At 64.0% G+C, this 24,748-nt stretch carries 21 protein-coding genes and 1 pseudogene; 9 read left to right on the forward strand and 13 right to left on the reverse strand.

Going from position 1 to position 24,748, the window contains the following annotated elements; translation table 11 throughout:
- Window positions 1-115 precede the first annotated feature (115 nt).
- The gene (locus E3T61_RS07185; protein ID WP_134640199.1) at window positions 116-1,867 is read left to right on the forward strand and encodes an alpha/beta fold hydrolase; all 1,752 of its coding nucleotides are present in this window, start codon (window positions 116-118) and stop codon (window positions 1,865-1,867) included.
- A 99-nt stretch (window positions 1,868-1,966) separates the two neighbouring features.
- Here E3T61_RS07185 and E3T61_RS07190 read toward each other — a convergent pair whose 3' ends face one another.
- From E3T61_RS07190 to E3T61_RS07200, 3 genes are all read right to left on the reverse strand, one after another.
- Window positions 1,967-2,929 carry an SDR family NAD(P)-dependent oxidoreductase gene (locus E3T61_RS07190; protein ID WP_134640200.1) on the reverse strand — a complete coding sequence of 321 codons (963 nt, stop codon included), beginning with the start codon at window positions 2,927-2,929 and terminating at the stop codon, window positions 1,967-1,969.
- 82 nt (window positions 2,930-3,011) lie between these two features.
- Window positions 3,012-3,869 (reverse strand): SDR family NAD(P)-dependent oxidoreductase, encoded by an 858-nt coding sequence (locus E3T61_RS07195; protein WP_134640201.1) that lies wholly within the window; start codon window positions 3,867-3,869, stop codon window positions 3,012-3,014.
- An 84-nt stretch (window positions 3,870-3,953) separates the two neighbouring features.
- Window positions 3,954-5,159 carry an MFS transporter gene (locus tag E3T61_RS07200; RefSeq protein ID WP_241992437.1) on the reverse strand — a complete coding sequence of 402 codons (1,206 nt, stop codon included), beginning with the start codon at window positions 5,157-5,159 and terminating at the stop codon, window positions 3,954-3,956.
- Window positions 5,160-5,431: 272 nt separating this feature from the next.
- On the opposite strand from E3T61_RS07200, the gene E3T61_RS07205 reads away from it, so the two are divergent.
- Window positions 5,432-6,985, forward strand: a complete 1,554-nt coding sequence (locus E3T61_RS07205; RefSeq protein WP_134640202.1) for a GMC family oxidoreductase — start codon at window positions 5,432-5,434, stop codon at window positions 6,983-6,985.
- 117 nt (window positions 6,986-7,102) lie between these two features.
- Here the strand turns inward: E3T61_RS07205 and E3T61_RS07210 are convergent, their stop codons facing one another.
- From E3T61_RS07210 to E3T61_RS07220, 3 genes and pseudogenes are all read right to left on the reverse strand, one after another.
- A complete protein-coding gene (locus tag E3T61_RS07210; RefSeq protein ID WP_134640203.1) occupies window positions 7,103-9,820 on the reverse strand; it encodes an AAA family ATPase in 2,718 nt (905 codons plus the stop codon).
- 48 nt (window positions 9,821-9,868) lie between these two features.
- Window positions 9,869-10,186: pseudogene (locus E3T61_RS22280) on the reverse strand (hypothetical protein); the annotation flags it as partial.
- A 56-nt stretch (window positions 10,187-10,242) separates the two neighbouring features.
- The gene (locus E3T61_RS07220; protein ID WP_134640204.1) at window positions 10,243-10,890 is read right to left on the reverse strand and encodes a TetR/AcrR family transcriptional regulator; all 648 of its coding nucleotides are present in this window, start codon (window positions 10,888-10,890) and stop codon (window positions 10,243-10,245) included.
- Window positions 10,891-11,025: 135 nt separating this feature from the next.
- Here E3T61_RS07220 and E3T61_RS07225 point away from each other — a divergent pair, with 135 nt between their 5' ends.
- From E3T61_RS07225 to E3T61_RS07240, 4 genes are all read left to right on the forward strand, one after another.
- Window positions 11,026-11,676 (forward strand): NAD(P)H-binding protein, encoded by a 651-nt coding sequence (locus E3T61_RS07225; RefSeq protein WP_134640205.1) that lies wholly within the window; start codon window positions 11,026-11,028, stop codon window positions 11,674-11,676.
- Between the two features lie 107 nt (window positions 11,677-11,783).
- Window positions 11,784-12,449, forward strand: coding sequence for a DedA family protein (locus E3T61_RS07230; protein WP_134640206.1), 666 nt, complete (start codon window positions 11,784-11,786; stop codon window positions 12,447-12,449).
- Window positions 12,446-13,642: a sensor histidine kinase gene (locus E3T61_RS07235; protein ID WP_134640207.1), complete on the forward strand. Its 1,197-nt coding sequence runs from the start codon at window positions 12,446-12,448 to the stop codon at window positions 13,640-13,642. The genes E3T61_RS07230 and E3T61_RS07235 overlap by 4 nt, the downstream gene beginning before the upstream one ends.
- A gap of 8 nt (window positions 13,643-13,650) precedes the next feature.
- Window positions 13,651-14,319, forward strand: a complete 669-nt coding sequence (locus E3T61_RS07240) for a response regulator (RefSeq protein ID WP_134640208.1) — start codon at window positions 13,651-13,653, stop codon at window positions 14,317-14,319.
- Window positions 14,320-14,424: 105 nt separating this feature from the next.
- On the opposite strand, the gene E3T61_RS07245 is transcribed toward E3T61_RS07240, so the two are convergent.
- Both E3T61_RS07245 and E3T61_RS07250 read right to left on the reverse strand, forming a co-directional pair.
- Window positions 14,425-15,012: a small multidrug efflux protein gene (locus E3T61_RS07245; protein WP_134640209.1), complete on the reverse strand. Its 588-nt coding sequence runs from the start codon at window positions 15,010-15,012 to the stop codon at window positions 14,425-14,427.
- Window positions 15,013-15,091: 79 nt separating this feature from the next.
- A complete protein-coding gene (locus E3T61_RS07250; RefSeq protein ID WP_198418653.1) occupies window positions 15,092-15,727 on the reverse strand; it encodes a hypothetical protein in 636 nt (211 codons plus the stop codon).
- A 238-nt stretch (window positions 15,728-15,965) separates the two neighbouring features.
- Here E3T61_RS07250 and E3T61_RS07255 point away from each other — a divergent pair, with 238 nt between their 5' ends.
- On the forward strand, window positions 15,966-16,622 hold the full coding sequence (locus tag E3T61_RS07255) for a hypothetical protein (protein ID WP_134640210.1): 657 nt from the start codon (window positions 15,966-15,968) through the stop codon (window positions 16,620-16,622).
- Here E3T61_RS07255 and E3T61_RS07260 read toward each other — a convergent pair.
- Window positions 16,592-17,572, reverse strand: coding sequence for a GlxA family transcriptional regulator (locus E3T61_RS07260; protein WP_338145515.1), 981 nt, complete (start codon window positions 17,570-17,572; stop codon window positions 16,592-16,594). The two genes, E3T61_RS07255 and E3T61_RS07260, sit on opposite strands and share 31 nt — an antisense overlap.
- Before the next feature lie 168 nt (window positions 17,573-17,740).
- Between E3T61_RS07260 and E3T61_RS07265 the strand changes: the two genes are divergently transcribed.
- The gene (locus E3T61_RS07265; RefSeq protein WP_198418654.1) at window positions 17,741-18,742 is read left to right on the forward strand and encodes a zinc-dependent alcohol dehydrogenase family protein; all 1,002 of its coding nucleotides are present in this window, start codon (window positions 17,741-17,743) and stop codon (window positions 18,740-18,742) included.
- 63 nt (window positions 18,743-18,805) lie between these two features.
- On the opposite strand, the gene E3T61_RS07270 is transcribed toward E3T61_RS07265, so the two are convergent.
- The 4 genes from E3T61_RS07270 to E3T61_RS22640 form a co-directional block, all read right to left on the reverse strand.
- Entirely contained in the window at window positions 18,806-20,713 is a 1,908-nt protein-coding gene (locus E3T61_RS07270; protein WP_134640212.1) for a S9 family peptidase, read from the reverse strand.
- Window positions 20,714-20,767: 54 nt separating this feature from the next.
- On the reverse strand, window positions 20,768-22,252 hold the full coding sequence (locus E3T61_RS07275; protein WP_198418655.1) for an alpha/beta hydrolase: 1,485 nt from the start codon (window positions 22,250-22,252) through the stop codon (window positions 20,768-20,770).
- Between the two features lie 212 nt (window positions 22,253-22,464).
- The gene (locus tag E3T61_RS07280) at window positions 22,465-23,202 is read right to left on the reverse strand and encodes a helix-turn-helix domain-containing protein (protein ID WP_134640214.1); all 738 of its coding nucleotides are present in this window, start codon (window positions 23,200-23,202) and stop codon (window positions 22,465-22,467) included.
- 145 nt (window positions 23,203-23,347) lie between these two features.
- The gene (locus E3T61_RS22640) at window positions 23,348-24,097 is read right to left on the reverse strand and encodes an SDR family NAD(P)-dependent oxidoreductase (protein ID WP_134640260.1); all 750 of its coding nucleotides are present in this window, start codon (window positions 24,095-24,097) and stop codon (window positions 23,348-23,350) included.
- A 279-nt stretch (window positions 24,098-24,376) separates the two neighbouring features.
- Between E3T61_RS22640 and E3T61_RS22645 the strand changes: the two genes are divergently transcribed.
- Window positions 24,377-24,733 (forward strand): hypothetical protein, encoded by a 357-nt coding sequence (locus E3T61_RS22645; RefSeq protein WP_420898471.1) that lies wholly within the window; start codon window positions 24,377-24,379, stop codon window positions 24,731-24,733.
- The last annotated feature ends 15 nt before the right edge of the window (window positions 24,734-24,748 follow it).

The raw sequence follows: 24,748 nt of genomic DNA on the forward strand, positions 1-24,748 counted from the left end.
ACGTCGCCGATCGGTCGAGGAAATTGAATCTTATGGAGCGTGTTGAGGCCCGGCTTGACCTGGGCCCAAGGTCATAGCGTGTGATGGAATCTCACGCCGATACAAGGAGATTTGCATGACATCGACCGCCAACAATCGATCCGGAGCGAGGCCCTTGATCGCCGTGCTCGCTGTGGTCAGCATGGGGCTGCTGAGCGCCTGCAGCCCTACCGCTGCCGAAAGCGAGCACACCAAAATGCCCGACGTCGCCGCACTCGCCGGCCCGCTCGCCGACCAGGAACTCTCGTGGGATGACTGCGAGTACGTGGGCGCGCTCGATCCCGCAGACACCGACATCAGCAATGTGCAGTGCGCCACGATCAAGGTGCCTCGGAATTGGAACAACCCCGACCCCACAAAGACCTGGGACCTGCGCATCTCGCAAGCAAAGAACATCGAGACCGACGATCCCGATTACAACTCCACGGTGCTCATCCACCCGGGTGGTCCGGCTGCGCCCGGGCTACCCTTCGCCGCGCAGATCCAGCAAGGAACGCCCGACCTGAGAGCGACCACCAACTTCGTGAGCTTCGACCAGCGCGGCATCGGCCAGAGCAGCATCGTGGAGTGCGAGTACCGGTACGACCCGGCAGCGGGCGAGGAGGGTGAGCTCGAGGCGATCGCCACGGCCTGCTCCGACGACCCCGACGTGCGCACCGTCACCTCCGAACAGACCGCCTACGACATGGACTTCATCCGCCATCTGGTCGGAGCGCCCTCGGTGACCTACTTCGGCTCGTCGTATGGCACCTGGCTCGGCACGTGGTTCGGGTCGCTCTTTCCTGAGAACATCGACCGGATGGTCTTCGATTCTGCCCTGGATGTCACCCAAGACTCGATGGAGCATTTCCTGTCGGCGCAATACACCGGCTTCGATCGACAGTTCCGCCTCCACCTCATGAATTGGATCGCTCGCAACGACGCCGTCTACGGTCTCGGGGACGATCCCGAAGCAATCTGGACGCGATACTTCGCGGCCACCGAGCAACCGGCGTTTTCGAAAGCGGCCGGGCTCGTCTGGACCAACACGGGAGCGTTGATCACGTTCAACAAGAATGTCGCCTACCCCGTCGCGGCCGAACTCGTGCAAAAGATCATCGCCGAGGGCGAGTCGGACGCCGACAGCCCGGCAGCCCCGACAGTCGATTCTGCAAGCGCGGCCTCCCGAATCCTGGACCGACTCGACCCGGAGGTTATTCCCACCGCACTTGTCGATGCCGCACGCACACAGATCGCTCTTCAATCACAGCCCGCTCCCGCAGAGCCGGAGACGCGCACCTTCGCCAGCACCGTTGACTTCGTCTATTGCAACGACGGTCAGTGGACGCAGGGGGCGGAGTATTGGACTGCCGAGAACGCGAAGACCGCCGCCGTCGCACCGTTCACCAAGCAACTGGGCCGACTCGACGCGCCGCCACTGTGCGCGTGGTGGCCGAGCGAGCTAAGTATGCCGGACCCGCCGGCGGACTTCCCCGAGACGCTGGTTATTCAGAGTGAACTCGACGCGCTCACCCCCCTGGAGAGCGGTCGAACCACCGGCACGGAGCTACCGAACACCAGCCTCCTCCTCATCGACAACGAAGGAGCGCACGGCGCCTTCCCGTACGGCACTGACGGCGTCGACACTGTGGTGTCGGAGTTCCTCGCGGGCGGTGACCGACCGGGTGCCATCACCGTCACGGGCGCCCGTCCCCTCCCGTTGGAAGCGTCAGTGTTCGAATCATGGTTGCCGCTCGACGAGCACGGTGAGCACACCGGCTCAGAGGACGGCCAACCTCTGTTCACAGACCCCGGCATTCCAGCTCTGGACCATTCCGCGGGTCGCTGATCCGCCCAAGTCCCCGCCCCGCCCGCGAGCCACTTCCGGTCAAGGGCGAGGCGGGGCACACCCTGACCCCTCCGAGCCGGGCGGTCGTCACGGTATCCGTCAGGGCCAGATTGGAGCCGGTTCAGGAAGCGGGGAGGCGCCTTGCGGACGCAGGCCAGCGACCCTCGCCGGCTCTCGTACCGGGTCGGCCAGCCAGGAGTGCGTAAGCTCAGTCACCCGGCTCCCGTCCAGATCGGCGATCTTCAAGGCAACGATCGCACGAGCATTCGGTGTCGTCTGGGTTCTCAGAGGTGGCTCCGCCGACTCGAGCAGGTCGACCACTACGGCAGCCACCGCTTCTGACGTCTCCGCCTTGGACGGCTCGAATTGGCGTTGAGTGCGAGCGAGCGACTTCTCCATTGCCGCACGGTAGGGGCCGGCGTCGTCCAGCATTCCCGGGATGTCGACGTCCGCATTCGCGACGAAGGCGCTGGCGACGGCCGCCGGTTCGACAAGGCACACCGTCACTCCGACGGTTCTCGCCACAGGGTGCAGGCTCTCCATGAAGCCCTCGAGGGCGAACTTGGACGAACAGTACGCTTCGTTGAACGGCTGCCCCAGGGCGCCGGCGATGCTACTGATGCTGAGTATCCGACCGCGCGATGCACGCAATAGCGGGAACATTGATTTCGTGATTGTGACCGCGCCGAAGAAATTGACCTCCATACAGGCGCGAAAATTCTGCATCGTCATCAGCTCGATAGTGCCCAGGCCCGCTGAACCAGCGTTGTTGACGACGGCGTCCAGTCGCCCATAGGTATCGTCGACGTAGCTCCGGACCTTCTCAACCGACTCCGGGTCAGTGACGTCAAGGTGCTGCACGTCGAGCGCCACTCCCTGGGCCTCTGCAGCGATAAGCAGCTTCCGCGATCCGTTGGGGTCGCGCACTGTCGCGATAGTCCTCCATCCCGCTTGAGCGAGCGCCAACGCCGAAGCCATACCGATGCCTGATGACGCACCCGAGATGAGCACTACTCCCCCTGGTGTGATTGAAGTTTCGTTTGATGTTGATGGTGTAGTCATCTGTTGAGATTAGAAAAAGCAGCGGGAGCCTGCATCCGTGGAACCACGGACGAACGCGAACGTGCCTCACCACCGCTCGTCTTCAGCCCAAATGCCGGACCCCGGTGCCAAGCCCGAGCATTTCGGCACTGGCGGTCCAGAGGGAACGAGCCATGTCATCGTCGGCCCCTTGCGGATTGATTCGCCGTGCCACCGCGTGCGCTTCGAAATAGTTCCCCGGCACCCACTCGTCATGTGGCAGTGCCTCCGCGAGCCACGCGAGCTGGTCCGCACCCCTCTCGGAAGTGCCAAGAAAACCCTTCACCAGGGGGTTTCTGTAAACCAGCCGCATGATGATGCTGCTCGACTCCGCAGCAAACCCAGTCCTGATGAATCCGGGATGGAACGCGGCGGCGCTCACCCCAACACGCTGGAATCGGTTGTGGAGTTCGCGTGTGAACAAGATATTGAGCAGTTTGGCGTCGCCGTATGCCTTGTGTGGCGTGTAGCGCCGATCGTTGTTCAAGTCACTCAGATCAACGTTTCCGAACAACCGAGCCGCCACACTTGAGGTCTGAATGACGGTCGCCTCACTCCGGATCAGCGTGTCGAGGAGGAGGTTGGTGAGAAGATACGGCGCAAGATAGTTGACCTGCAAGGTCGTTTCGAAGCCATCGATGGTTGTCGTCTTCGCCCCGAAGACCCCGCCGGCGTTGTTGGCCAGAACGTCGATCCGGCCATACGCCTCCGCCAGCGACGCAGCAAGCGACCGCACGTCGTCCAGACGTGAGTAGTCGGCAAGAAAGTACGGTGCGTCGATCGCCTCGGCAACAGCGCGGGTCTTGTTCGGCGAACGTCCGACGACGACGACATCGTGTCCATTTTCTCGGAACCGGCGGGCAGCCGCCGCGCCGATACCGTCACTGGCCCCGGTGATGACAATGCGCTTCTTAGATCTCATGATTTCTCCAGGGTGCTTGGTGGGGCGCCTCGAGAGGAGCCCAGGTGCATTCGCGATTCTGATGTGGGGGTTCGGCATGGCGTCTCATCTCAGTCGTAGGGGGGATGGTTGGGTTGCCCTAAGTGCATCGATAGTGACCGCAACCACAACCATGACCACGGGGATCGCGGCCACTGCTGAAAGGCCCTCATAACCGGCAGTCGCCAGCACCGGACCAGCGATCGCTCCGCCCAGCGCGCCCGCCAGGTTCATCACCAGGTCGCTACGCCCTTGAACCCGGGCACGCGCGGTTCCCGAGAGCAGGCTACTGAGCATCGCAGAGGCGGCCACCGTCGACGCGCTCCAGCCGAGCCCGAGCAACACGAGACCGATCCCGACGCTGCCTTGAGAGATGACGGCAAGAGCAAGTCCGAGGAGGATCTGTCCCCCCAGGATGACGGCTGGGTAACCGACCCGATCACTCAGCCAACCGAATATCGGGGAGAGCCCGTACATTCCCGCGATATGAACACTCAATGTCGCGCCGATCTCAGCCAGTGGCGCGCCGTGATGCATCAAATGCACTGGAGTCATCGACATCACGGACACCATGACGGCATGGCTGATCGCCAGCACGGAGATGGCCAGGAGCACCCGGCCACGATTACGGCTGGCAACCTCGGGCTGGGTTATTTCGAGTTGGTCCGTGCCTGCGCGGCCCAAGAAGTAGGGATCAGGACGCAGCGCCGCGAAATACACGATCGCGGCCACCAATTGAGCAGCCACCCCGATCAAGAATGAACCAGTGAGTGTGGGCATCCCTACCCAGGCCGCGACGACCTCACCGGGACCGACCAGATTTGGTCCCGCCACAGACCCGATAGTCGCAGACCAGACCACGATCGATAGGTCTCGGCTGCGGTGCCGGGTGCTGGCCACATCCGTCGCCGCGAAGCGTGACTGCAGGCCCACGGCGGCTCCGGCGCCGAGGAAGGTGAATCCGAGCAGCAGGAGGGGGAACACAACCAGCGCCGTTGCGAGCACGCTCAGTATCGTGCCGAGGACGGAGATCATCGTGCCGACGGCGAGCGACGTGTGGCGACCGAATCGCTCGGTGAGCCTGGCGAGCGGGAGCGCGGCCAATCCGGCTCCGAGGGTACTGAGGGTGGCAGCAGCACCCGCGAAGGCGTCGTTCCCGCTCACATCTGCTGCAAGCACCGAACCGAGCGAGAGCGTCGCCCCTATCCCCAGGCCGCCGAGGATTTGACCGGCGACGAGAACCGCGACGGTTCGCCTTTGCACGGCGACCATGTCGATTGTGAGCGGAGTCGCCCGGCTCATGAAATTGGATCTGTTCCTGGGACTGCAGGGGGCCATCGAGAACTTTCGGTTGGGTTTCGGTTGGAACACCCAAGTTAGGAGCCTCGGATTGTTCAGGCACCCGTGGAACTACCGAGTTCTGTCTCGAGGGAGTTGAGGGGGTGACAGGTCAGTGTTTTCACCGATGGAATCGCTGCCGGAAATCCCTAACTTCGTAAGGGAAGGATGTCGCGTCGACATTCCGCCCCTACCAACGGAGACCCATGTCAACCACCATTCAGTCAGCCACAACCAACCACGCACTCTCACAGACCCCCTACGACTACGTCGTGGTGGGGGCCGGCACCGCCGGCAGCGTCATCGCCACACGACTGACCGAGGACCCTCGCATCCGTGTCCTCCTGCTCGAGGCCGGAGCAAGCACTCCGCTGCCCGACATGGCGACTCCGGTCGTGTGGCCCATGCTCCTCGGATCGTCTGCAAGTTGGGGCGACACTACTGTCGTGCAGGAATTCACGGGCCGGACCATCGCTGCACCGCGAGGACGCGCCCTGGGCGGCTCGTCAAGCATCAACGGGCTGACCTATGCTCGCGGACACCGGTCCAGCTACGACTCCTGGGCGCAGCAGGGCGCAGAGGGCTGGGGTTTTGACGACCTACTCCCCTATTTCCGGCGCAGCGAGTCCGCTGTCGAGCGCGACGGATCCCTCCGCGGTACCGACGGCCCGCTGACGGTCGGCCCCACCCCTGATCCGAGCCCCGTTGTCATCGCTGGCTTGGCCGCCGCCGCGGAGCTCGGCTACGCGCCGGCCGAAGACATCAGCGGTGGACTCGAGACCGGCTTCGGGCTGGCGGACGTGAACGTACACCACGGCGTTCGCCAGAGCGCCGCCGATGCGTACCTTCGTCCCGCGTTGGGACGGCCTAACCTCGACGTCGTCACCGAGGCGACAGTGAATCGTCTGGTGATTTCCGACGGCGTGTGCACCGGGGTCGAATACACCCTCGCAGGAGGATCGGTGACCGCGACTGCCCACCGGGAGGTCATCCTCACCGCGGGGGCGATCGGCTCCGCTCAGCTGCTGCTGCTCTCGGGTGTTGGTCCGGCCGATCATCTGGCCGAGCTGGGCATCGACCTCGCGCTGGACCTTCCCGGTGTCGGCACCAATCTTCATGATCACCCGATGTCGACGGTGCTCTACGAGGCAGCATCCCCGCTCGAGACCAATCCAAGCAACGTCTGGGGTCAGGGGATCGGACTGGTTCACACCGACCCTTCGGCTGCCGGACCTGATCTTCAGATCCTCCTGATCAGCCAGCCCTACCGGGCCCAGACCCTGTCCGGCCCCGATAACGGGTACGCCATCGGCTTCTCGGCGATGCTTCCGCGCAGTCGAGGATCGGTGCGCTTGCGGAGCGCCGATCCTGCCGATCGGCCGCTCATCGACCCCCGCTACCTCTCGGACCCTCGCGACGTCGAGGTCATGAAGGAAGGGCTCCGAGTCGCCCGAGCCATCGGTCGCGCTGAGGCTCTGTCCGCGTGGCGTGGGAACGAGGCCCAGCCCGGGCGACCGCTGGCTGACGAGGATGACGTGCACGACTATCTCAAGGAGAGCCTGCTGGTCTACTTCCACTACGCCGGCACCTGCCGGGTGGGTACCGACGAGCTCGCCGTGGTCGACCCTGAGCTTCGTGTCCGGGGCATCCGGGGCCTTCGAGTGGCAGACGCATCCATCATGCCGTCTCCCGTCTCGGCTAACACGAACGCCACGGTGTACGCCATCGCTGAACGCGCGGCTGAACTCATCAAGCGCTAAGCACCTTTCGTCAGCCACGTCCGAGTGCCGGCTCAGGCGCGCTCCTTGACATCGCCACGGATACCCGGCGAGTCGGCCAGGCCGAGCCGTCGGGGCCCCGCGTTCTGGCGCGACGGGTCAGCGCGGAATTCTGAGCTTGGACCTGGACGTGGCTCCGGTCTTGCGCAGGATCGCCGAGACATGCGATTCGACCGTACGGATGCTCACGAACAGCTCGGCCGCGATCTCTTTGTTGGTCTGTCCCGCCACCAGCGCCACCAGCACTCGCTGCTCAGCCGCGGTGAGCTCTGTGCCCGGCCTGGACCTGCGAGATGCAGCCACTGCCCACTCGACCTGCTCGCGCACACCTGCGCTCCCGCTCTCTTCCGCGCGCTCTGACGCAACCTGGAGCTCTCGTCTGCTGAGCGTTACCTTGCGCAGTCGCGTCAGTACCCGCGCCCGCTGGAGGCGACACCGCGCCTCTTCGTCCGACCGGTCGGCCCGGACAGCAGCGTCGACCGCAAGCCCCGCTTCAGTGAGTGCGTCCTCAAGCCGTCCGGCCGCCGCGAGTTCCATCGAACTGAGCCTGTGCAGGCCAATCTGGGACAGCGGACGGTTCCTCGTTTCGAGGAACGAGCGGAGGATGGCGAGGCGATCCCGCGCCTCATCGTTGTTCCCCGTCATGACGAGTGCCTCGATCAAGGGCAGGTCGATGCGGAACCGACTGCCGGGTTCGACCAATTGCAGCGAATCCGCGACTGCCGCGGCGTGCCTGAGCAGGTCCACGGCAGCCGGCCAGTCGCGCAGGGCGAAGGCCGAGAACCCGCGCAGGGCTGGAACGATGAGTTCAACGAACTGGCCCGTGCCGACATCTGAATGCTGCCACCGCTCGATCAGCTGCCGCAGTGCATCGTGCTTGGCATCGGTCACCAGCATCAGGCCCACTATCGGCAACACGCTTGCGGGCAGCCTAGCCGCCTCGGCAGCGTGACCGGACTCGGCCAGGAGAATCCTCGCCTCCCCGGCGTTGCCACCGGTCAGCTCGACATGCGCGGCGTGGGCGAGAAAGACTCGCTCAATCCCGTCTTTCCCCTCCCGCTTCGCCCAGGCGACGAGTTCATTCAGCGCCACCCGCGACCTGGCCACGTCGTCGGTGAGATGGGCCAGGAAACCGGTCGCGGCCAGGCCCGTGTCCTCGAGGCCCGAGACGATCTGGATACCTTGACGTCGGGTACAGTCCTCGACAAGGTCGGAGTTGAGGCCACCTCCGGCATCGAGTTGAGACCGAATGGTGCCCCGGAGTGCACGGTGGACGGCGTTCGGCGTGTCGACTCCAGTGAGCCGGTTGAATGACGCACTGGAGAGTTCACCGCGCTCGGTGACCGTCATCAGATCGTCAGCAACCATGTGTGCCTGCACAACAGCCAGCCGCTCTGGATCGCCCACAGCCTCGAGTTCGCGCTGGCGCAGGAAAGCTGTCGTTGGGTCCCTGCCACGGATGGATGCGAGGGCACTGGTCGACAGCGCCAGGAGAGCGTCATATTGGTGCAGATCAAGACGGTTCGCATTCAGCTGCTCGAGGGCGCTCAGGCACGCAGCCAGGTCACCGGCCGAGGAGAGTTGCTGCGCCTGACTGAGCACTCGAGCCGGGTAGCGGTCGGAAGCAGGATCCGTGCGCCCGACCGCCTGGGCAGCGAAGTGCGCCGCACGAAGTCGGGCTCCTCGCTGGCGCATGACGACCGCCGCTTCCGAGAGGGCCGCGGCGATCAGCTCGTCGGGCCCACTTGGCCTCGATAGGTGAAGATGTTGCGCTTTGACGACGGGATCGTGCACCGCATCGGCGATAAATCGATGGAGGTCTCGCCGACGGCCGGGGGTGAGCCTGGCAGCCGCGGCCGAAGCATGAAGGGGATGCCGGGTCCGTGCAGTCTCCGTGGTCAAGGACAGGAAGCCGGCGGCCTCCGCGGCGTCGACGGCGTCATGGGGGATTCCGGCGAAGGAGAGCACGGTTGCCAGAAGATCCAGTTTCGGATGCCCCAGCAACGCGACAATCGACACAACCTCGCTGGCCTCTGCACCCAAGCCGCCCAACCGTTCAGCGATAGTCCCCGCAAGCGACGGGGGTACCGCCACCGTGCCGAGCATGCGGGCACCGATGTCCGCGATGGAACCACGGCTCATCAGCTCAAGCGCCCAGAGCGGGTTGCCACCCGTATGCTCGCGCAGGGACACCACTTGGGCCCGGGTCAGGGTCGACGGCCAACCTGGACGGATCACACCGTCGAGTTCCTCCACCGACAGACCTTCAAGAACGCGTTCATCACCGAGGTCGAATCCAAGATCGAGGGCTCTGCTGGGGGAATCGGCGGTCGGCCGACTCGCTGCGACAAGGTAAACGCGGTGGCTGGCCGATCGCCTGAAAGCGCGTTCGACCGTTGCCCGGGATTCGGCATCCGCCCACTGGGCATCGTCGATCACGATCGCAACCGGTGTTCTCGCCGAGATTTCGGCCAGGATCCCCTCGAACGCGATAGCTGTCGCGAGCGACGGCAACTCGGCAGCGGCGGGTCGGCGACCCAGTGCGATTTCCAGGAACGACCGGTATTCCGCCGGCACGCTGGTGAACGAGGTCCAATCCAGCGGCGCCAACAGGTCCCACAGCATGCTGTATGACGTGTAACGCTCGGCGAACGACGGCGCAGCCCGCAGGACGATGAAGCCCGCCCTCGCAAAACCAACAGCGGCGTCGCCAATCACGGTCGATTTCCCCATGCCGGCCTCACCAGTCACCAGGATCTGTCGCGCCCGCCCGTGAGGCAACCCGACGATCTCTGCCAGAAGCTGCGTTCTGGTCATCGTTTCGGCTTTCTGGTTGTGGTCGCGTTTTCTCCGGTTCGACCCACCTTAGTGAGTCGTTCTGTCATCTCGGCCGCGGTATGGAGGTGCTCTCCGTGTCCCTCCCCCACGTGCCTCACATCTTGGTGGTTCCACGTATGCTTCAGCGAGGTCTCGCTGTGCCTGTTCGGTGAGGGGGATCGCGAAATGGCCGATCCAGCCGATCTCGATGCGTTCGTCAACATCGAGTGGGACGGAGACAATCTCCGGGTCGAGGTCGTCACTGATGATGCCCGTCGAGATCGTGTAGTCGTCGAGCCCGATCTGTAGGTTGAAGATCGTCGCCCGGCCGGAGACGCGGATCTCCCGTTTGCTCGACAAGGTGGAATAAGCATCCGGGGGCACCGAAGGATTGTCGATCCAAACTCGGTCGCCTCTATGGCTTAGACGGGCATCGTCGCTTCCGGCGCCATGGAATCGCTGGCCACGACAGATTGACCGTGCTCCGTGAGCGGCAGGGAGTTGATCGCCGTGAGCGCCGCCGCCAAGAGGCGGTCGCGTGAGACTCCAGCCGATCCGAGGGCTTCGATCCCACGCAGGAAGCTGACAAAAAAGGTCGCGAGGGCTTCAGCATCCGATGCCGGGTCGATTTCGCCGTACTCCTGCGCATCGACCAAGCAGCCCCGATAGACAGTCTCCAGATCGGAGTACACCTTCAGAGCGGCTCCGGCCACTTCGGACAAGGACGCCGAGAGCTCTGATGTTCCCTTTGTGAACAGTGAACTGGTTCCAGCCTTCGTGGAAGCCGTCACCGCGGTCATGATCACGTGAGCGTGAATCTTCTGCAGAGGAGTTCCCTCGGAATCGTCAAGCGCAGCTTCTGCAATCGCCACAGCATCCGCCCCATCGGCTTGGAAGGCGCGGATGAACAGTTCCAGCTTGCCCCCGAACGAGTTGTAGATGCTCTGCTTGCCCAAACCCGTAGCTGCAGCGAGGTCGTCCATCGTGGTACCCGCGTACCCCTTGGACGCGAATACTGCGGAAGCGGCAGCGACAACGTCTTCCTCTTTGAACTTACGCGGGCGGGCCATGCATTCATGCTAGCCCGCACGGCCCCAATTCCACCGGTCGATGGCGTAGAATTTGTCTAAATAGTCAATAACTTGCCGAGCTCCTTCACAAGGGTCACGGTGCCGAAGCACGAATAGGTGTCTGGAACATTCACAATGAAGATATTCATCATCGGAATCTCTGGCGGGGTCGGCAGCCTGCTGGCTGATGAGCTCCGCGGACGTGGGGATGCAGTCCGAGGGCTGGTTCGCCAACCGGACCAGCGCGCCGTGCTGGAGCTTCGCGGCATCCAAGCGCAGGTTGGCGACTTGGAGAGTTTGTCGGCGGACGACCTTGCGGTGGTTTTCGGTGATGCCGATGCGATCGTCTTCAGCGCGGGCTCGAACGGTGGGAGCAGAGCCGCGTCGAAAGCAATCGACGGAGACGGTGTCAAAAAAGCAATCGACGCAGCACAGATCGCGGGTATCGAGCGTTTCACCCTGGTGTCGGTGCTCCCAGAGTCCTGGCGCGAGCGCGACCTCGGCGATGATGTCGAGTACTACTTCGCTGTGAAGAAGGCGGCGGATGTTGCGCTCAGCCGGAGCGGTCTCAATTGGTTGATTCTTCGCCCGTCGCTACTCGTTGACGAGCCCGGTATCGGCACCGTATCCCTCGGTCCAGCAGAGTTGCATGACCAGATCGCTCGTGAGGACGTTGCCCGCACTCTCGCGCAGCTCCTCCACACTCCAGGCATCGGCAGGCAGATTCTCGAACTCAACGCTGGGTCGATGCCGATTGCTGCGGCGGTCAGAGCGAACACTCGTTGATCGTGTGGCGACATGCGTGGTGAACGAGCAAGACAGCTCCGCGGTATGGGTGCGCGGATACCTCCGAGTGATGCCCTGGCATCACCACTCTTCGTAGCGTCGAGGCTATGGATTTCATCAATGAGCTCATCACTGTGGCGGTCGCCTCCCCGTGGCTCTACCTCGTCATGTTCGCGGTAGCGATTGTCGACGGGTTCTTCCCTCCGATCCCCAGCGAGACTGTGCTCGTTGCCGCCGCGGCCGTCGCGGTATCCGCCGGCGGCCCGAACCTACTCGTCCTCGGTGCCGTGGCGGCCCTCGGCGCGATGATCGGCGACAACATCGGATACACGATCGGTCGCGGCGTCGGGAGCACCCGCTTCCGCTGGATGCGGCGACCGCGAGTGGCGGCGAGCTTCGAGTGGGCGCAGCGACGTCTTCGAGACAGCGGCGCGGGCCTGATCGTCGCTGGACGCTTCATCCCGATTGGACGGGTAGCCGTCAACATGTCAGCGGGTGCCGTGGGCTACCCCTGGCGGTGGTTCCTCCCACTCAGCGTTGTCGCCGGAGTTGCGTGGGCGGCGTACAGCGCGGGCCTCGGTCTCGTAGCCGGCCAGTGGCTTGAAGACCAGCCGCTGCTGAGCGCGCTTCTCGGCATCGTACTCGCCCTCGTCATCGGCCTGGTCATCGATCGGCTGATGGACTTCCGTCGACGCCACAGCCTCGCCCGTACCCTCACACGCGTTGAGACGATTACCGTGGCCGAGGCTCGCCAGCCGAGCGTGACAAGATGACCGACATGGATGGCACCGTGCGACACAACAGGAGGGGCGCAGTTCAACTGATCCTCCTGGTGCTCGCCGCCGTCGCGCTGGCGGCCGTGCTCGTCCCCGTCCACGCCGCCATCTACGGTACTGCTGTTCCGGTGTCGCTCCTGCTCGGCATCATGCTCACTGGCTCCCTGCTCGTCGCCATCCCCAGCCCCCGGATTGCCATCGGGCTGTTCTCGCTCGCGGCATTCCTGCTCCCTCTGTTCGTGATTCCGGAAAGTGTCGGTCCGTGGCCATGGACGGTACCTGCGCTGATCACGTTCGTCGCATTCGTCGGCGTGATCACCTTCCTGCACGGCTGGAGAATGGGCCTCACCCCACTGCTCGTCGGCAATGCTGGTTCGCTCGCGGCTCCTCTGCTGCAACCCGAGGTTGCAGCGGCGAACCCGCCGACAGCCGATCTCATCGTCGCCGCGTCGATGAGCGTTGTCGCATATATAGTCGCCACACTCCTGGCCGGACGCATCCGCGCCATGAAGGAACTCACCAGCGAGCGAGATCTCACCGCGCAGGAGCAGTCCCGCCGTGTCCTCATCGAGGAACGCAACCGCATCGCCCGCGAACTGCACGATGTCGTGGCTCACAGCCTGTCCCTCATCCAGGTACAGGCGTCCACCGCACGGTACCGTGTGCCCGATCTCGCCGACAACGCCGCCAAAGAACTGGCGGACATTGCGACCACGGCCCGCGGATCCCTCACCGAGATGCGCCGACTTCTCGGCGTGCTGCGCACCGACGACCAGACCGCGGAACTCGCCCCGCAACAGGGCATCGAGGACATTCCCGCCCTGATCGACAGCACCCGGCGCACCGGCGTGGACGTTGCACTCGAGCTCATCGCCCTGACCCCCGACGTGCCGGCAACCGTGCAGATCGCGGCGTTCCGCATCGTCCAGGAGTCGCTGAGCAACGCGGTCCGCCACGCGCCGGGCGCCTCTGTATCCGTCCATGTCCGGACGGAGCCCTGGATGCTCCGACTGCGCGTGCACAACATCGCTTCCGGCATGCCGACAGTACAGGGCGAAGGCCATGGACTGACAGGGATGCGTGAACGCGTCGCGCTCCTCGACGGGACCTTTGAGGCCGGCTCTGATGCTGACGGTGGTTGGACCGTCGACGCAGTGCTTCAGTGGCATCCTGAGCCCGGTACGAAATAGGAGGAACCGTGACAATTAGCGTACTGATCGTCGACGACCAGGCGATGGTGCGCGCCGGCTTCGCGGCACTCTTGGACGCACACGACGGCATCCGCGTCGTGGGCCAGGCCGCCGACGGTGCTGCGGCCGTGAACCTCTCCGCCCGGCTCGACCCCGATGTGATCCTCATGGACGTCCGGATGCCGCAGCTCGACGGGATCCAAGCGACCCAGCGGATCCTGGGCTCCACCTACCCAGCAGCGCACGTGCCACGCATCCTCATGCTCACCACGTTCGACATCGACGACTACGTCTATGACGCGCTTCAGGCGGGCGCGAGCGGTTTCATCCTCAAGGACGCCTTGCCGGAGGAACTGGTGCATGCGGTCCGCGTCGTCGCCGCGGGCGACGCACTTTTGGCCCCGAGCGTTACCCGGCGGATGATCGCCCGGTTCGCTGCCCAGAAGCTCCACAAACCGCGCACCTCGGCACCGCTTGCAGACCTCACCGATCGTGAGCGCGAAGTGCTCGTGCTCATCGGTGCGGGCAAGTCAAACAGGGAGATCGGCGCATCGCTGTTCATCGCCGAGCAGACGGTGAAGACACACGTCGGCAAGATTCTGGCAAAAATCGGTGCCCGCGACCGGGTGCAGGCTGTGATCTTCGCCTACGACACGGGGCTGGCCGAACCCGCATAGCGTCGCCGACACAGTTCAGGGATGCAACGACGAACTGCTGAACCCCCGTTTCCGGGGGCTCAGCAGGAGGGTTGCACGGGGGATGGCGTCCCGCTGGTGCTGGTTCTAGGTCCCGATGACCAGGGTGGCGAGTGTGGCAGAGACGGTGGTGATCCCCGTCCAAATCACGATAGCAACGGCCTGCCACAAGATGACCCTGCCCTTGCTGATGCCGGAGGCGACAAAAATGGCGGCGGTGAAGTGAGTCGGGATCGCGAGAGGTCCCAGGATGCTGGCGCCAGGCACTCCGAATCGGATCAGCCACTGGCGGATCTTCTGCCGCCCCTTCGACTCTGGCTTGACCTCCTCGGGTGCGACTGCGGTGTCCTCTTCGTTGACCGGCCCCGTTTCCACGGCCCCGGCATACGCCATCATTGGGACCGGAGCATTCCGTGAACGGCGGGCCACCACACCCGACCGAATACGAGAGCCGAGCAGAACGACCAGCACGACCGAGGTCAGGTTTCCCAGAACACCGGCAGACATGGCGACGAGCGGGTGTAGCCCGCCGAGTATTCCGATGAGGGCGGAGATTTCACCTTCGATGAAGGGAACGGCCCCGGCTGCGGCGACGATGAGCGGCTGCAAGAAGTCGGGTACCTGTCCGACGAGCTCTTGGAAGCCGGCGACGAGATCAGCGACTGGATTGGACATAGATTGCCTCTTTCAGGTTGAAGTTGGGGGGGGGCTAACGGTTCCCGGCATCGGAGATGCGAGATGGCGGGGACCGCTGTTAGAGCAGTAGTTCGCTGAGCGGGTGAACGAGGTAGCGGAGGGAGTATGCCTCCCAGATCGCGCCCACAATGAACCAGCCCAGTGCCAGAAGGCCGAGCCATCCGAACTGTCCAAGTCCGCGAAGGTAACCCTGTCGGCGGGTGGGTGCGCCGATGGTCGCGGGTCGCAGCCATGACCGGCCCAGGAGGTAGGCGCCGAAGACCAGGATTGAGTACGCGTGGAATTCGATCAACGCGGTCAACGAATGTGGAATCCAACCGACGGCGGCCATCTCGGTGGTCGGGAACAGGCCTGATCCGAGGGTGAACGCCTTGTAGGCGAAGAGAGGAATAGCGGCGAAAGGCACGATCAGGGACGGGAGCACAATCCACGCTGCGGCGGCACTGAAGAGATTCACTGCCAGGATGACCAACGCGAACAACCACGGATTCTCGAAGAGAGAGCGCACCATGCCATTCGTCCCGTCCGCTTCCAAGGAAGCCGCCTTCTGCGCTCCCAGTTCCGGGAACACCATCGCCGCGACGAGACCGAGGATGAAGAAGCCGAACACGATCGCGTTGATGATGAGGAAGACGCGGAGATCTGCTCGGATGATCTGGAAAGGTTTGCGGTAGAACCGCACGTGGTCTGTCATACCTTCAATTGCACTCGACCCTGCGCTCTGGCTGTAGTACCGCCGTGTCACCGAGATCCATGACACAGCGTCACTACCGGGCAGACGTCAGCCGCGAGTTGACTCTGCCCCAAGGGCACGGGTTGGACTGTCCATAGTCAGTCGTCAGATCCGGCGATGACACCTGACAGAGGAGGGATAGGACTTTGCGTATTCCACGACGGGTCAGCCCGGATTCCAGCGAAACCCGCGTGAGATCATGAGCCAAGAGTGGAAGCGCGGGCGTGCTGCGAAGCGCGTGAAACCCGGAAACGGACGGGCGCTGAGACCATTTCGATGGTGGCAACTCCCGGGCCGCGCTCTCTTCCATGCCCAGTTCTACAACAGAGACGGCCATCTGATGGTCTACTCCGTCGACATCCCCAGCAAACGGCACCCAGGTTATGACGACGGCAAATCGAAAGCGCATCTCTATCTGAACGGCAAACACCTTGCCGAGTCCAAGTTACCCACCGCTTTCCCCGTCTGCGACGGCACTATCGAGGTGGCAACGAGTGCGTTCGGCGTCAAACGTTGTCACTACGTCAGCGCTGACGGCGAGGATAGGCAACTCTCACCCGATCCGAAATCGGCGGAAGGTCGGCGCTCCCGGCTGGAACGTGTGCATCCCACACTGAGCCGCTTGTTGGGCTTCCTGTCGGTCCTGTTCCTCGTCATCGGGACGCTGCTTCTGCTCCTGCAGATTGCCGAACCGATTTCCGCGATCCCCCAGTTCGCGGAATACATCGGGACCTTCGAATCACCTATCCGTTTGCCCTTGTGGCTCAACATCGGGCTCGGATTGGCGGCGCTTGCCGCCAGCACGGATCGGGCACTCCGCCTTCGCTACAGCTGGCTCGACAGCGCGGGGAACTGACCTGAGCCAACTCCGGCATGACCGCTCCCCCCAGCAAAGGTGGCCCGATACTCGGAGGGGGTCACATCCACAATCCTGCGAAAGTGCAGCCGCAGGTTCGATCCGGTTCCCAGGCCGACCTGATCCGCGATCTGGTCGATGGAAAGCCGCGTGCCCTCCAGGAGTTCTCTGGCGGCGTCGACTCGAGCGCGCAGGATCCACTGCAACGGGGTGTTGCCGGTCTCGTCGGCGAAGCGGCGCAGGAACGTGCGCGGCGACATCCGCGCGTGCGCCGCGAGACCGTCGATGGTGAGGTGTTGGTCGAGCCGCAGCAGGACCCATTCGCGAGTCCCTGCCAGAGTGTCACCGTGGGGTACGGAGCTGTTCTTCGGCAGATACTGGGCTTGCCCTCCGCTCCGGTAGGGCGCGGTCACGAGGCTGCGGGCGATCTCGTTCGCCGCGCTTACCCCGAGGTCGCTTCGCACGATGTGCAGGCACAGGTCGATGCCGGCGGCGGCACCCGCCGAGGTGAGGATAAGTCCTTCGTCGACGAAGAGCACGTTCGGCTCGACCGTGATTTGAGGGTGTCGCTCCGCCAGCTGCTTCACCGCGTCCCAGTGCGTCGTCGCACGGAGACCGTCAAGCAGACCGGCATCGGCGAGGGCGAACGCACCGTAACAGATCGACGCGATCCGCACGCCGCGCGCTGCCGCGCTCCGAAGTGCTTCCTGCACCTCTGCCGGCACTTGTCGACCCGCCGGCGCGTAGCCCGGGACGATGATGGTATCGGCTCCCGCCAGCGCCTCCAGCCCACGGGAGACGGCGTACCCGAAGCCCCCATGCGCCGGCACAGTTCCGGGCTCGACCCCGCAGACCGAGACTTCATAGGGGAACCCCGTCTCCGGATGGAACACCTCCGCCGGGATCCCCACGTCCAGAGGAAGAGCACCATCAAGCACGAGGACCACCACACTATGGGGTCGTTGCATCACATCACCACCCTATTGTCACTATCCTCACACATAATGGCATTCCCGCCACTGGAGCGCCGGTTCCCAGTACCAGACACTGAAGTGACACCCGTTCGGGCGCTGCCGCGCCGACACTCCAGATGAGGAATTCAGATCATTGCTGACACCATGAATGCCATTGTCCTTGCCCGATTCGGTGCTGCCGACGTTTTTGAGCTGCGCGCCGTCCCCGTACCGAAGGTCGAACCCCGCCAGGTGCGAGTGCGCGTCCATGCGACCGCCGTCAACCCGCTCGACATTCAGATCCGCCGCGGAGACTACGCAGATTACGTCCCTCTCCCCGCCATCATCGGACACGACATCTCCGGCGTGATCGAGGAAGTCGGATCCCACGTGACCGAGTTCCGCGCAGGCGACGAGGTCTACTACACACCCAAGATCTTTGGCGGCAGCGGGTCGTACGCCGAGCAGCACGTCGCCGACGTCGATCTCGTCGGCCGGAAACCGGCGAATGTCAGCCACCTCGAGGCGGCAAGCCTGACGCTGGTCGGCGGGACGGTGTGGGAGGCCCTCGTGACACGGGCTCAGCTCACCGTGGGTGAGAGCATCCTCATCCACGGCGGCGCAGGCGGTGTCGGCACAATCGCCATCCAGGTCGCGAAGGCGATGGGCGCACGTGTGATCACCACTGCGAAAGCCGGCGACCACGAGTTCGTGCGCTCGCTCGGAGCCGATGAGGCGATCGACTTCACTTCGGCGGACTACGTCGATGCGGTGGCCGAGATGACGCGAGGCAAGGGAGTCGATGTCGTCCTCGACACGATTGGCGGCGACACGCTCACACGAAGCCCGCTGACGCTCGCCGACTTCGGACGCGTCGTCAGCATCGTTGACATTGCGCAGCCGCAGAACCTGATCGAGGCGTGGGGCAAGAATGCCGCTTACCATTTCGTCTTCACTCGGCAGAACAGCGGCAAGCTGGACGCCCTCACCAACCTGGTCGAGCGCGGCCTCGTGCGACCGATCATCGGCGCAACCCTGCCCCTCGCTCGAATGGGCGAGGCTCATGAGCTCTTGGAGAACAGACGGTCATATGCGCTTCACGGCAAAGTCGCGATCGACGTGGCGGGCGACACAGTCACCCTGCCCACTCGCGCAACCAAGCTTTGAGCTGGAAGCCCGGCTCAGCTGCACTCCCATCAACCCGCCCGCGGCTTCTTGTACCGATAGCCGTTACCCGCGACTGCCGAGATGCGCTTCGAAGTGACGCTCGATCGCACGGTGAAGGAGGATCTGATTCTCCGGGTTGTCGAAGCCGTGGCCCTCGTCGGTGGCGAGAATGTATTCGACGGGGATGCCGCGTTCCCTCAGCGGGGTGATGATGTTGTCTGACTCAGCCTGCACGACCCGGGCGTCATTGGCTCCCTGTGCGACGAGCAGAGGGGTCGCAATCTGATCGATCATGGCGATGGGCGATCGGGAGCGCATGTCCTCCGCAGCGGCGGGGTCATCGGGGTCGCCGACGTACCGGAACCAGCTATTGGCCATATAGGGCCTGGTGAACGGCGGGAGCGACCGCATGAAGTTCACGAGGTCGGACACCCCTACGTAGTCGACTGCCGCAGAAAACCGATCAGGCGAGAGCCCTGCACCGATGAGCGCAGCGTAACCGCCATAGGATCCGCCCATGATGCCGACGCGTTGTGGGTCGACATATCCCTGAGCCACGGCCCAGTCGACGGCGTCAATGAGGTCGGTGTGCATCGCGCGCGCGAACTCGCCGATCGCGGCGGTGGTGTGACGTCGACCGTAGCCGGTCGAGCCCCGGAAATTAACCTGCAGCACCGCATACCCTCGGTTGGCGAGCAGCTGCACCTGCGGGTTGTATCCCCAGGTGTCGTGCTGCCAAGGACCACCGTGCACCAGGAGCACCAGGGGCAGGTTCGTGGGGGCGACTCCGACCGGAAGCGAGAGAAAGCCTCGTAGCGGCAACCCGTCGCGAGCCGAGAATCCGACCGCTTCCATCGGCGCGAGGTGGGACGGCTCGAGATGCGGATAAGGACGGAACAGGATGTGGGCTTCCCCTGTCGTGTGGTCGTAGAGCCAGGTCGTTGCGGGGTCGCGGTCATGAATGAATGTTGCGACCCAGCGTCGCTCTGACTGGTCGGAGGACAGAGTGCCCAGCACCCCGTCGGAGAGCTTCGCCAGCGCTGCAAAAACCTCGGCGAAGCTGTCATCCAGCACTTCGATGCGTGGCCTGTCACCGATGAATCGCGCTGCGATGACCTCGCCCGTGCGGCGGCTTGTGAAGACCGTGGGCGGGAGCACGCCGGGTGCCATTGTCCCGAGGATGTCGAGGCTGGAGCCCTCGGCGGCGGCAACGACGGTCTCATCGCCGGTGTCTCGATCGATGCGGATCAGCCGGAGGTGGTCCGAGTCGCCGTACGCGCCGAGCAGTAGACCCGTCCCGTCCGGGGTGACCAGTTGAGGCTGCACGCCCACGGGGTACTCGGCGCCGCCCATGCGTCGGAGCAGCTTGCGCGCACCGGTTCCACGATCAATCGCCGAGAATTCCATTGTTCCGTCGTCGGTCATGCGGGTGGAAAACGCCGGCGACCCGTGCTGGTCGAGCAGTACGTTCTCCGTCGGATCGGTCTGCTCATGGTGGAGGGTAATCTCACCGGTTGCGACTTCGATGAGGAACAGATCGATCGCAACCGGTCGCTTGTTCATCGCGACGAGCACGGTGCCGGGGTGCGACGGCATCGGCTCGGCGCCGAAGACACGTGACCCCGGGGCCAGAGGAGTGAGGTCGACTGCAGGTTCGTCTGGTCTGCTGAGGTCGACCCGGTAGAGGTGCCAGTCCTCGTTGCCATCGGTGTCCTGCAGATACAGCAGCCAGCGGGAGTCGTCACTCCAGTAGTAGGTAGTAATGCCTCGTCGGTCGTCGTGGGTGACGCACACCGCGTCGGCGTGGTCCGCGTTGACCCCCCTTACCCACACATTGCGTCGTGCATGGGCAGGTGCGAGGTAGGCGATCTTCGAACCGTCGGGCGAAATCGACGGATTGGAGAACGACGGATCCGCGAAGAACTCCTCAACAGCGATCAGGCGGGGCGGAGAATCATGATTCAGTTGCATAGTGGTGCTCCTTCGGAGTGGCTGTGTTGCCGTTTCGGAAAGGCGGGCGGCGGATCACAATGTGCAGGCCAACTCACCCTCTGGCAATTCGAGGTCGATGAGATATGCCGCGGCGATTTCGTCGACGCATGGGCTCGCGCCGCCCGAGACGACTGTGTGCCCCTCGCCCTCGACTGTCAGCAGGGCACTGCCGAGCGATTCGGCGAGGCGGATGCCGCCCGAATGCGGGGTGGTCGGGTCGCCTGTAGTCGACACGACGAGTGTGGCGGGGAGCCCGTCGATGTCATGCGCGTATGGGATACCCAGCTCGCCGGTCTTCGGCCAATCTGCGCAGTGGGAGCGGGCGGCCTCCCTCATGTCGGTACCCGGGTCCATGAACGGCGCCTGCTCGTAGGCATCCGTCCGCAGCGCGGCGAGGTCGTCGGCCGACAGCTCCTCCTCGTCGACGCAGTTGATCGCCAAGAGTGCCTCGGTGCTGCCGTCGGAGGTATCTCCGTCGACCTCGAAGCCGCTGATGCCGTATGCGAGTGCGAGTAGTTCGTTCCCACGGCCTTGCTGCACCTCTTGCAGGCCGGTAATGATGCGTGGCCATGCGTCGGGCGAGTACAGGCCGCCCATGACGCCGCTGAGTGCGACCTCGAAATTGACTTCTTCCTCCTCCAGCGCGGGCACCGGGTTCTCCCCCAACGGCTGAAGGATGGCCTGGAACGCTGCGGTCCATCCAGCAGGGTCGGTACCCAACGGGCAGGCTTGCTGTACGGCGCAGGAGGCTGCCATTGCGTCGAATGCCACCTGGAAACCGGTGTAGGACGCGAGAAGTCGATCCTGCAGCTGCAGGGTGGGATCGAATGCCCCGTCGAGAATCATGGCGCGCACGTTCTCAGGGAACTCTTCGGCATAGACCGAGCCGAGGCGTGAGCCATAGCTCTGCCCCAGGAAGTTGAGCTTCTCCTCGCCGAGCACTTCGCGGAGCACATCCATGTCCTTCGCCGTGGTGCGACTGCCCATGTTAGCGAGGGCATTCATGCCGCCCGATCCTTCAGCGCACCGCTCGACGAGCGCCTGAGTGTCCGCTTCGGTTAGCGCCGGCGCGATAGAGCCGAGGCGTTCGAACACCTTGTCGCCTTCGGTTGTGCTGTCTTCCGAGTAGCAGTCGACCGCCGGCTCGGTGGCGCCGACCCCTCGGGGGTCGAATCCGACCAGGTCGAAGCGTTCGGTGATCGCGCTTTCCCCTAACGTCACCGACACACCCATCGTTGTGAGAAGCCCCGCTCCCCCTGGACCGCCCGGGTTGTACAGCAGCGATCCCATTGACTCGCCCCGAGCGGCGATCCGGACAACCGCAACCGACGCCGTCTCACCCTCAGGGTCGGCGTAGTCCATCGGTACCTCGAGCCGCGCGCACTGCGGCTGATTGGGCGCGAGGGGGAAGTACTGCTCATCCAAGGCTGTTACGGCGTAGCTCTCGCAACTCTCCCAGACCAGTTCCTGGGTGTGGTACCGGTCGAGCGGCTTGTTCTGGGGATCGTCCGCGGGCACCCCACCTGACGGTGCGCACCCGACGAGCAGGACCCCGAGGGCGACCACAGCTGCCGTCACCGTCAACCCCCGCCGTCTTGCTAATGTGCTGTTGCCGTGCCCCGAAACCACTGGCGGGGATATTTGTTCTCGTTGCCTCATGTCCAGCAGATAACACTATGTACCAGCCACACAGTCAATCTGGTCGGGCGGTCCGCGTCGCTGCACACTCGTCACTGACCGACGTTCAGCCGTTCCTGCGCGATGGCGCTCGCGCGCCCCAGCACGTCGACCTGTGCCGCGTTGTACAGCTCTTTGAGGGCCTCGGTCACTGCCTCTCGGGTGACTCGTTGACCCTTCGAGACATGCTCGACCGGCTCCATCACCCATGGGTAGTCCACGAGGTGCTGGGCGATCTTGGGCGCGAGCGTCTCGGCGACGAGCTGCCTCGTCGCGTCATCGGCGTCTGCGGGCAGTGTGTCGAATGCTGCACTGGCACCGTCGGGCTCTGGCTCGGACTCAATCATGCGTTTGACGTCTGTCATCGCTGACTCGTTGTAGAGCCGCGAATAGACGAGCAAGAGCGAACGATCCGGATCGGATAGCCGCGATGCCACGTCCTCGAAGCCCGACGGCACGTCGATGGCGGAGGATCCATCGAGGGTGGCCCGGATCTCGGCGCGTGTCCTTTGCAGTCGCTCGATGCTGGCGGTGAGGTCCGCATCGATCGCCAGAAGCGCAGCCGTCGGAGGTCCCCCTCCGAAGCCCACGGTTTCGATCTGCGCGAGTGGCACGCCCAGGTCCCGCAAGCGCCGGACCTGCAGCAACCGAACGAGATGCCTGGCGCCGTACTGTTTGTAGCCGTTGGACGTCCGGCCCGGCTCATCGAGAAGACCCGAGCGGTGGTAGTAGCGCACGGTATTCACCGACGTTCCGGCGAGCTCCGCGATCTCTCGTGTACTCCATGGCATGGTTCGTCCGTTCTCCCCTGCCGGGTGCCGGCCTGGTAGTCATGACCATCTAAGACCATGTTCATGAGCCCGACTCAGGCAACGGGCGTTTGGCGTGCGCAGTGCCACGCCAATCGGTGGGCGAGAGCCTGCAGCGGGTCTGGGGTCACACCTGCTCGCTGCCGCCGTCAACAAAGACTTCGGCCCCGGTCATATAGGTGCTGTCCTCGGAAGCGAGGAACAACGCTACGCCGGCAATCTCATCGGGACGACCGAGCCGACCCATAGGCGAGTCGTCAGCCATCGCCTTCAGCATGGCAGCAGCCTCGGTGGGCCCTGGAGCGAGGTCCGTGAGGCCTGGCGTCTCGGTAGATCCCGGGACGAGGGTGTTGACCCGGATACCGGCGCTAGCAAGCTCGGCGGCCCAGGTGCGACCGAAGGAGCGGATGGCCGCTTTAGACGCGGCGTAAGCGGTGAAGGCTGGGGTGCCATTGCTGGCGGAGGTGGAGCCGGTCAAGATCACGGACGCACCGTGATTGAGCAACGGCAGTGCCTTCTGGACGGTGAAAACGGTCCCGAAGACGTTACGTGCGAAGGTACTCTCGAGATGATCACGGGTGAGGTCCGCGAGTGCAGCAAATTCGCCGCCTCCGGCATTGGCGAAGAGCACATCCAATCCGCGCCCGCCCGCTTTCACCGCGGCGAAGAGGACGTCCAGATCTGTGTCGCTGCTGACGTCTCCCAGCACGCCGGTTGCGCCGTGGCCGATCTGTTGGACTGCTTGGTCGAGCTGGTTCTGTCGCCGACCGGTCACGTACACGTGTGCCCCTTCGGCTGCGAACCGTTCCGCCGCAGCAAGGCCAATTCCCTGCGTGCCGCCGGTGACCAAGGCCACCTTGTTTTCGAGTCGTCCCATGATCTGCTCCTGTTCGCTGAAGTCCCACAATCCGCCCGGCACCCTGTAGCGCGTCACGCTCTCAGTGCGATGGGCTTTGTCGACCCGTTGGCCGAGTGGTACCGTTTCTGACTGAATAGTCAATAACTGTAGATCATATTTGACTAGATGGTCAACAACTGGGTCGCCATCACCGCCGAAGGAACGCGCTAACTGCCACGACCACGAAAGTTCGACGAAACGGAGGTAGTTGCCTCGGCGAGCCGGGCGTTTGCCAAGACCGGATGCGCCGATACGTCGGTGGATGATCTCGTCGCTGCAACCGGACTCGGCCGGCAGAGCCTGTACAACGCTTTTGGCGGCAAGAAGGAACTCTTCATGCGTGCCCTTCTCAGCGACACCGAGGACGCAGTTGCCCCAGCTGAAGCGCTGCGCCACGGTGTCGACAGTCCTATCGTTCGGATCCGCGCGCAGCTCCTGAGAGTCGTGGTCACCTACGGCTCGGGTCGGGGGCAGCCCCCACTGTTAGCCAAGGCTGCGATGGAACTCTCAAGCCAGGACCCGAAAGGTTTCCGCATCGGTTCTCAGGACCTTCAACGATATGCAGATCCATTACCGGGCGTGCATCATCGAGGCTCAAGAGGCCGGCGAAGTTGAGGCCGACGCTGCCGC

The sequence above is a fragment of the Cryobacterium lactosi genome (assembly GCF_004403945.1).
Lineage (GTDB): Bacteria > Actinomycetota > Actinomycetes > Actinomycetales > Microbacteriaceae > Cryobacterium > Cryobacterium lactosi.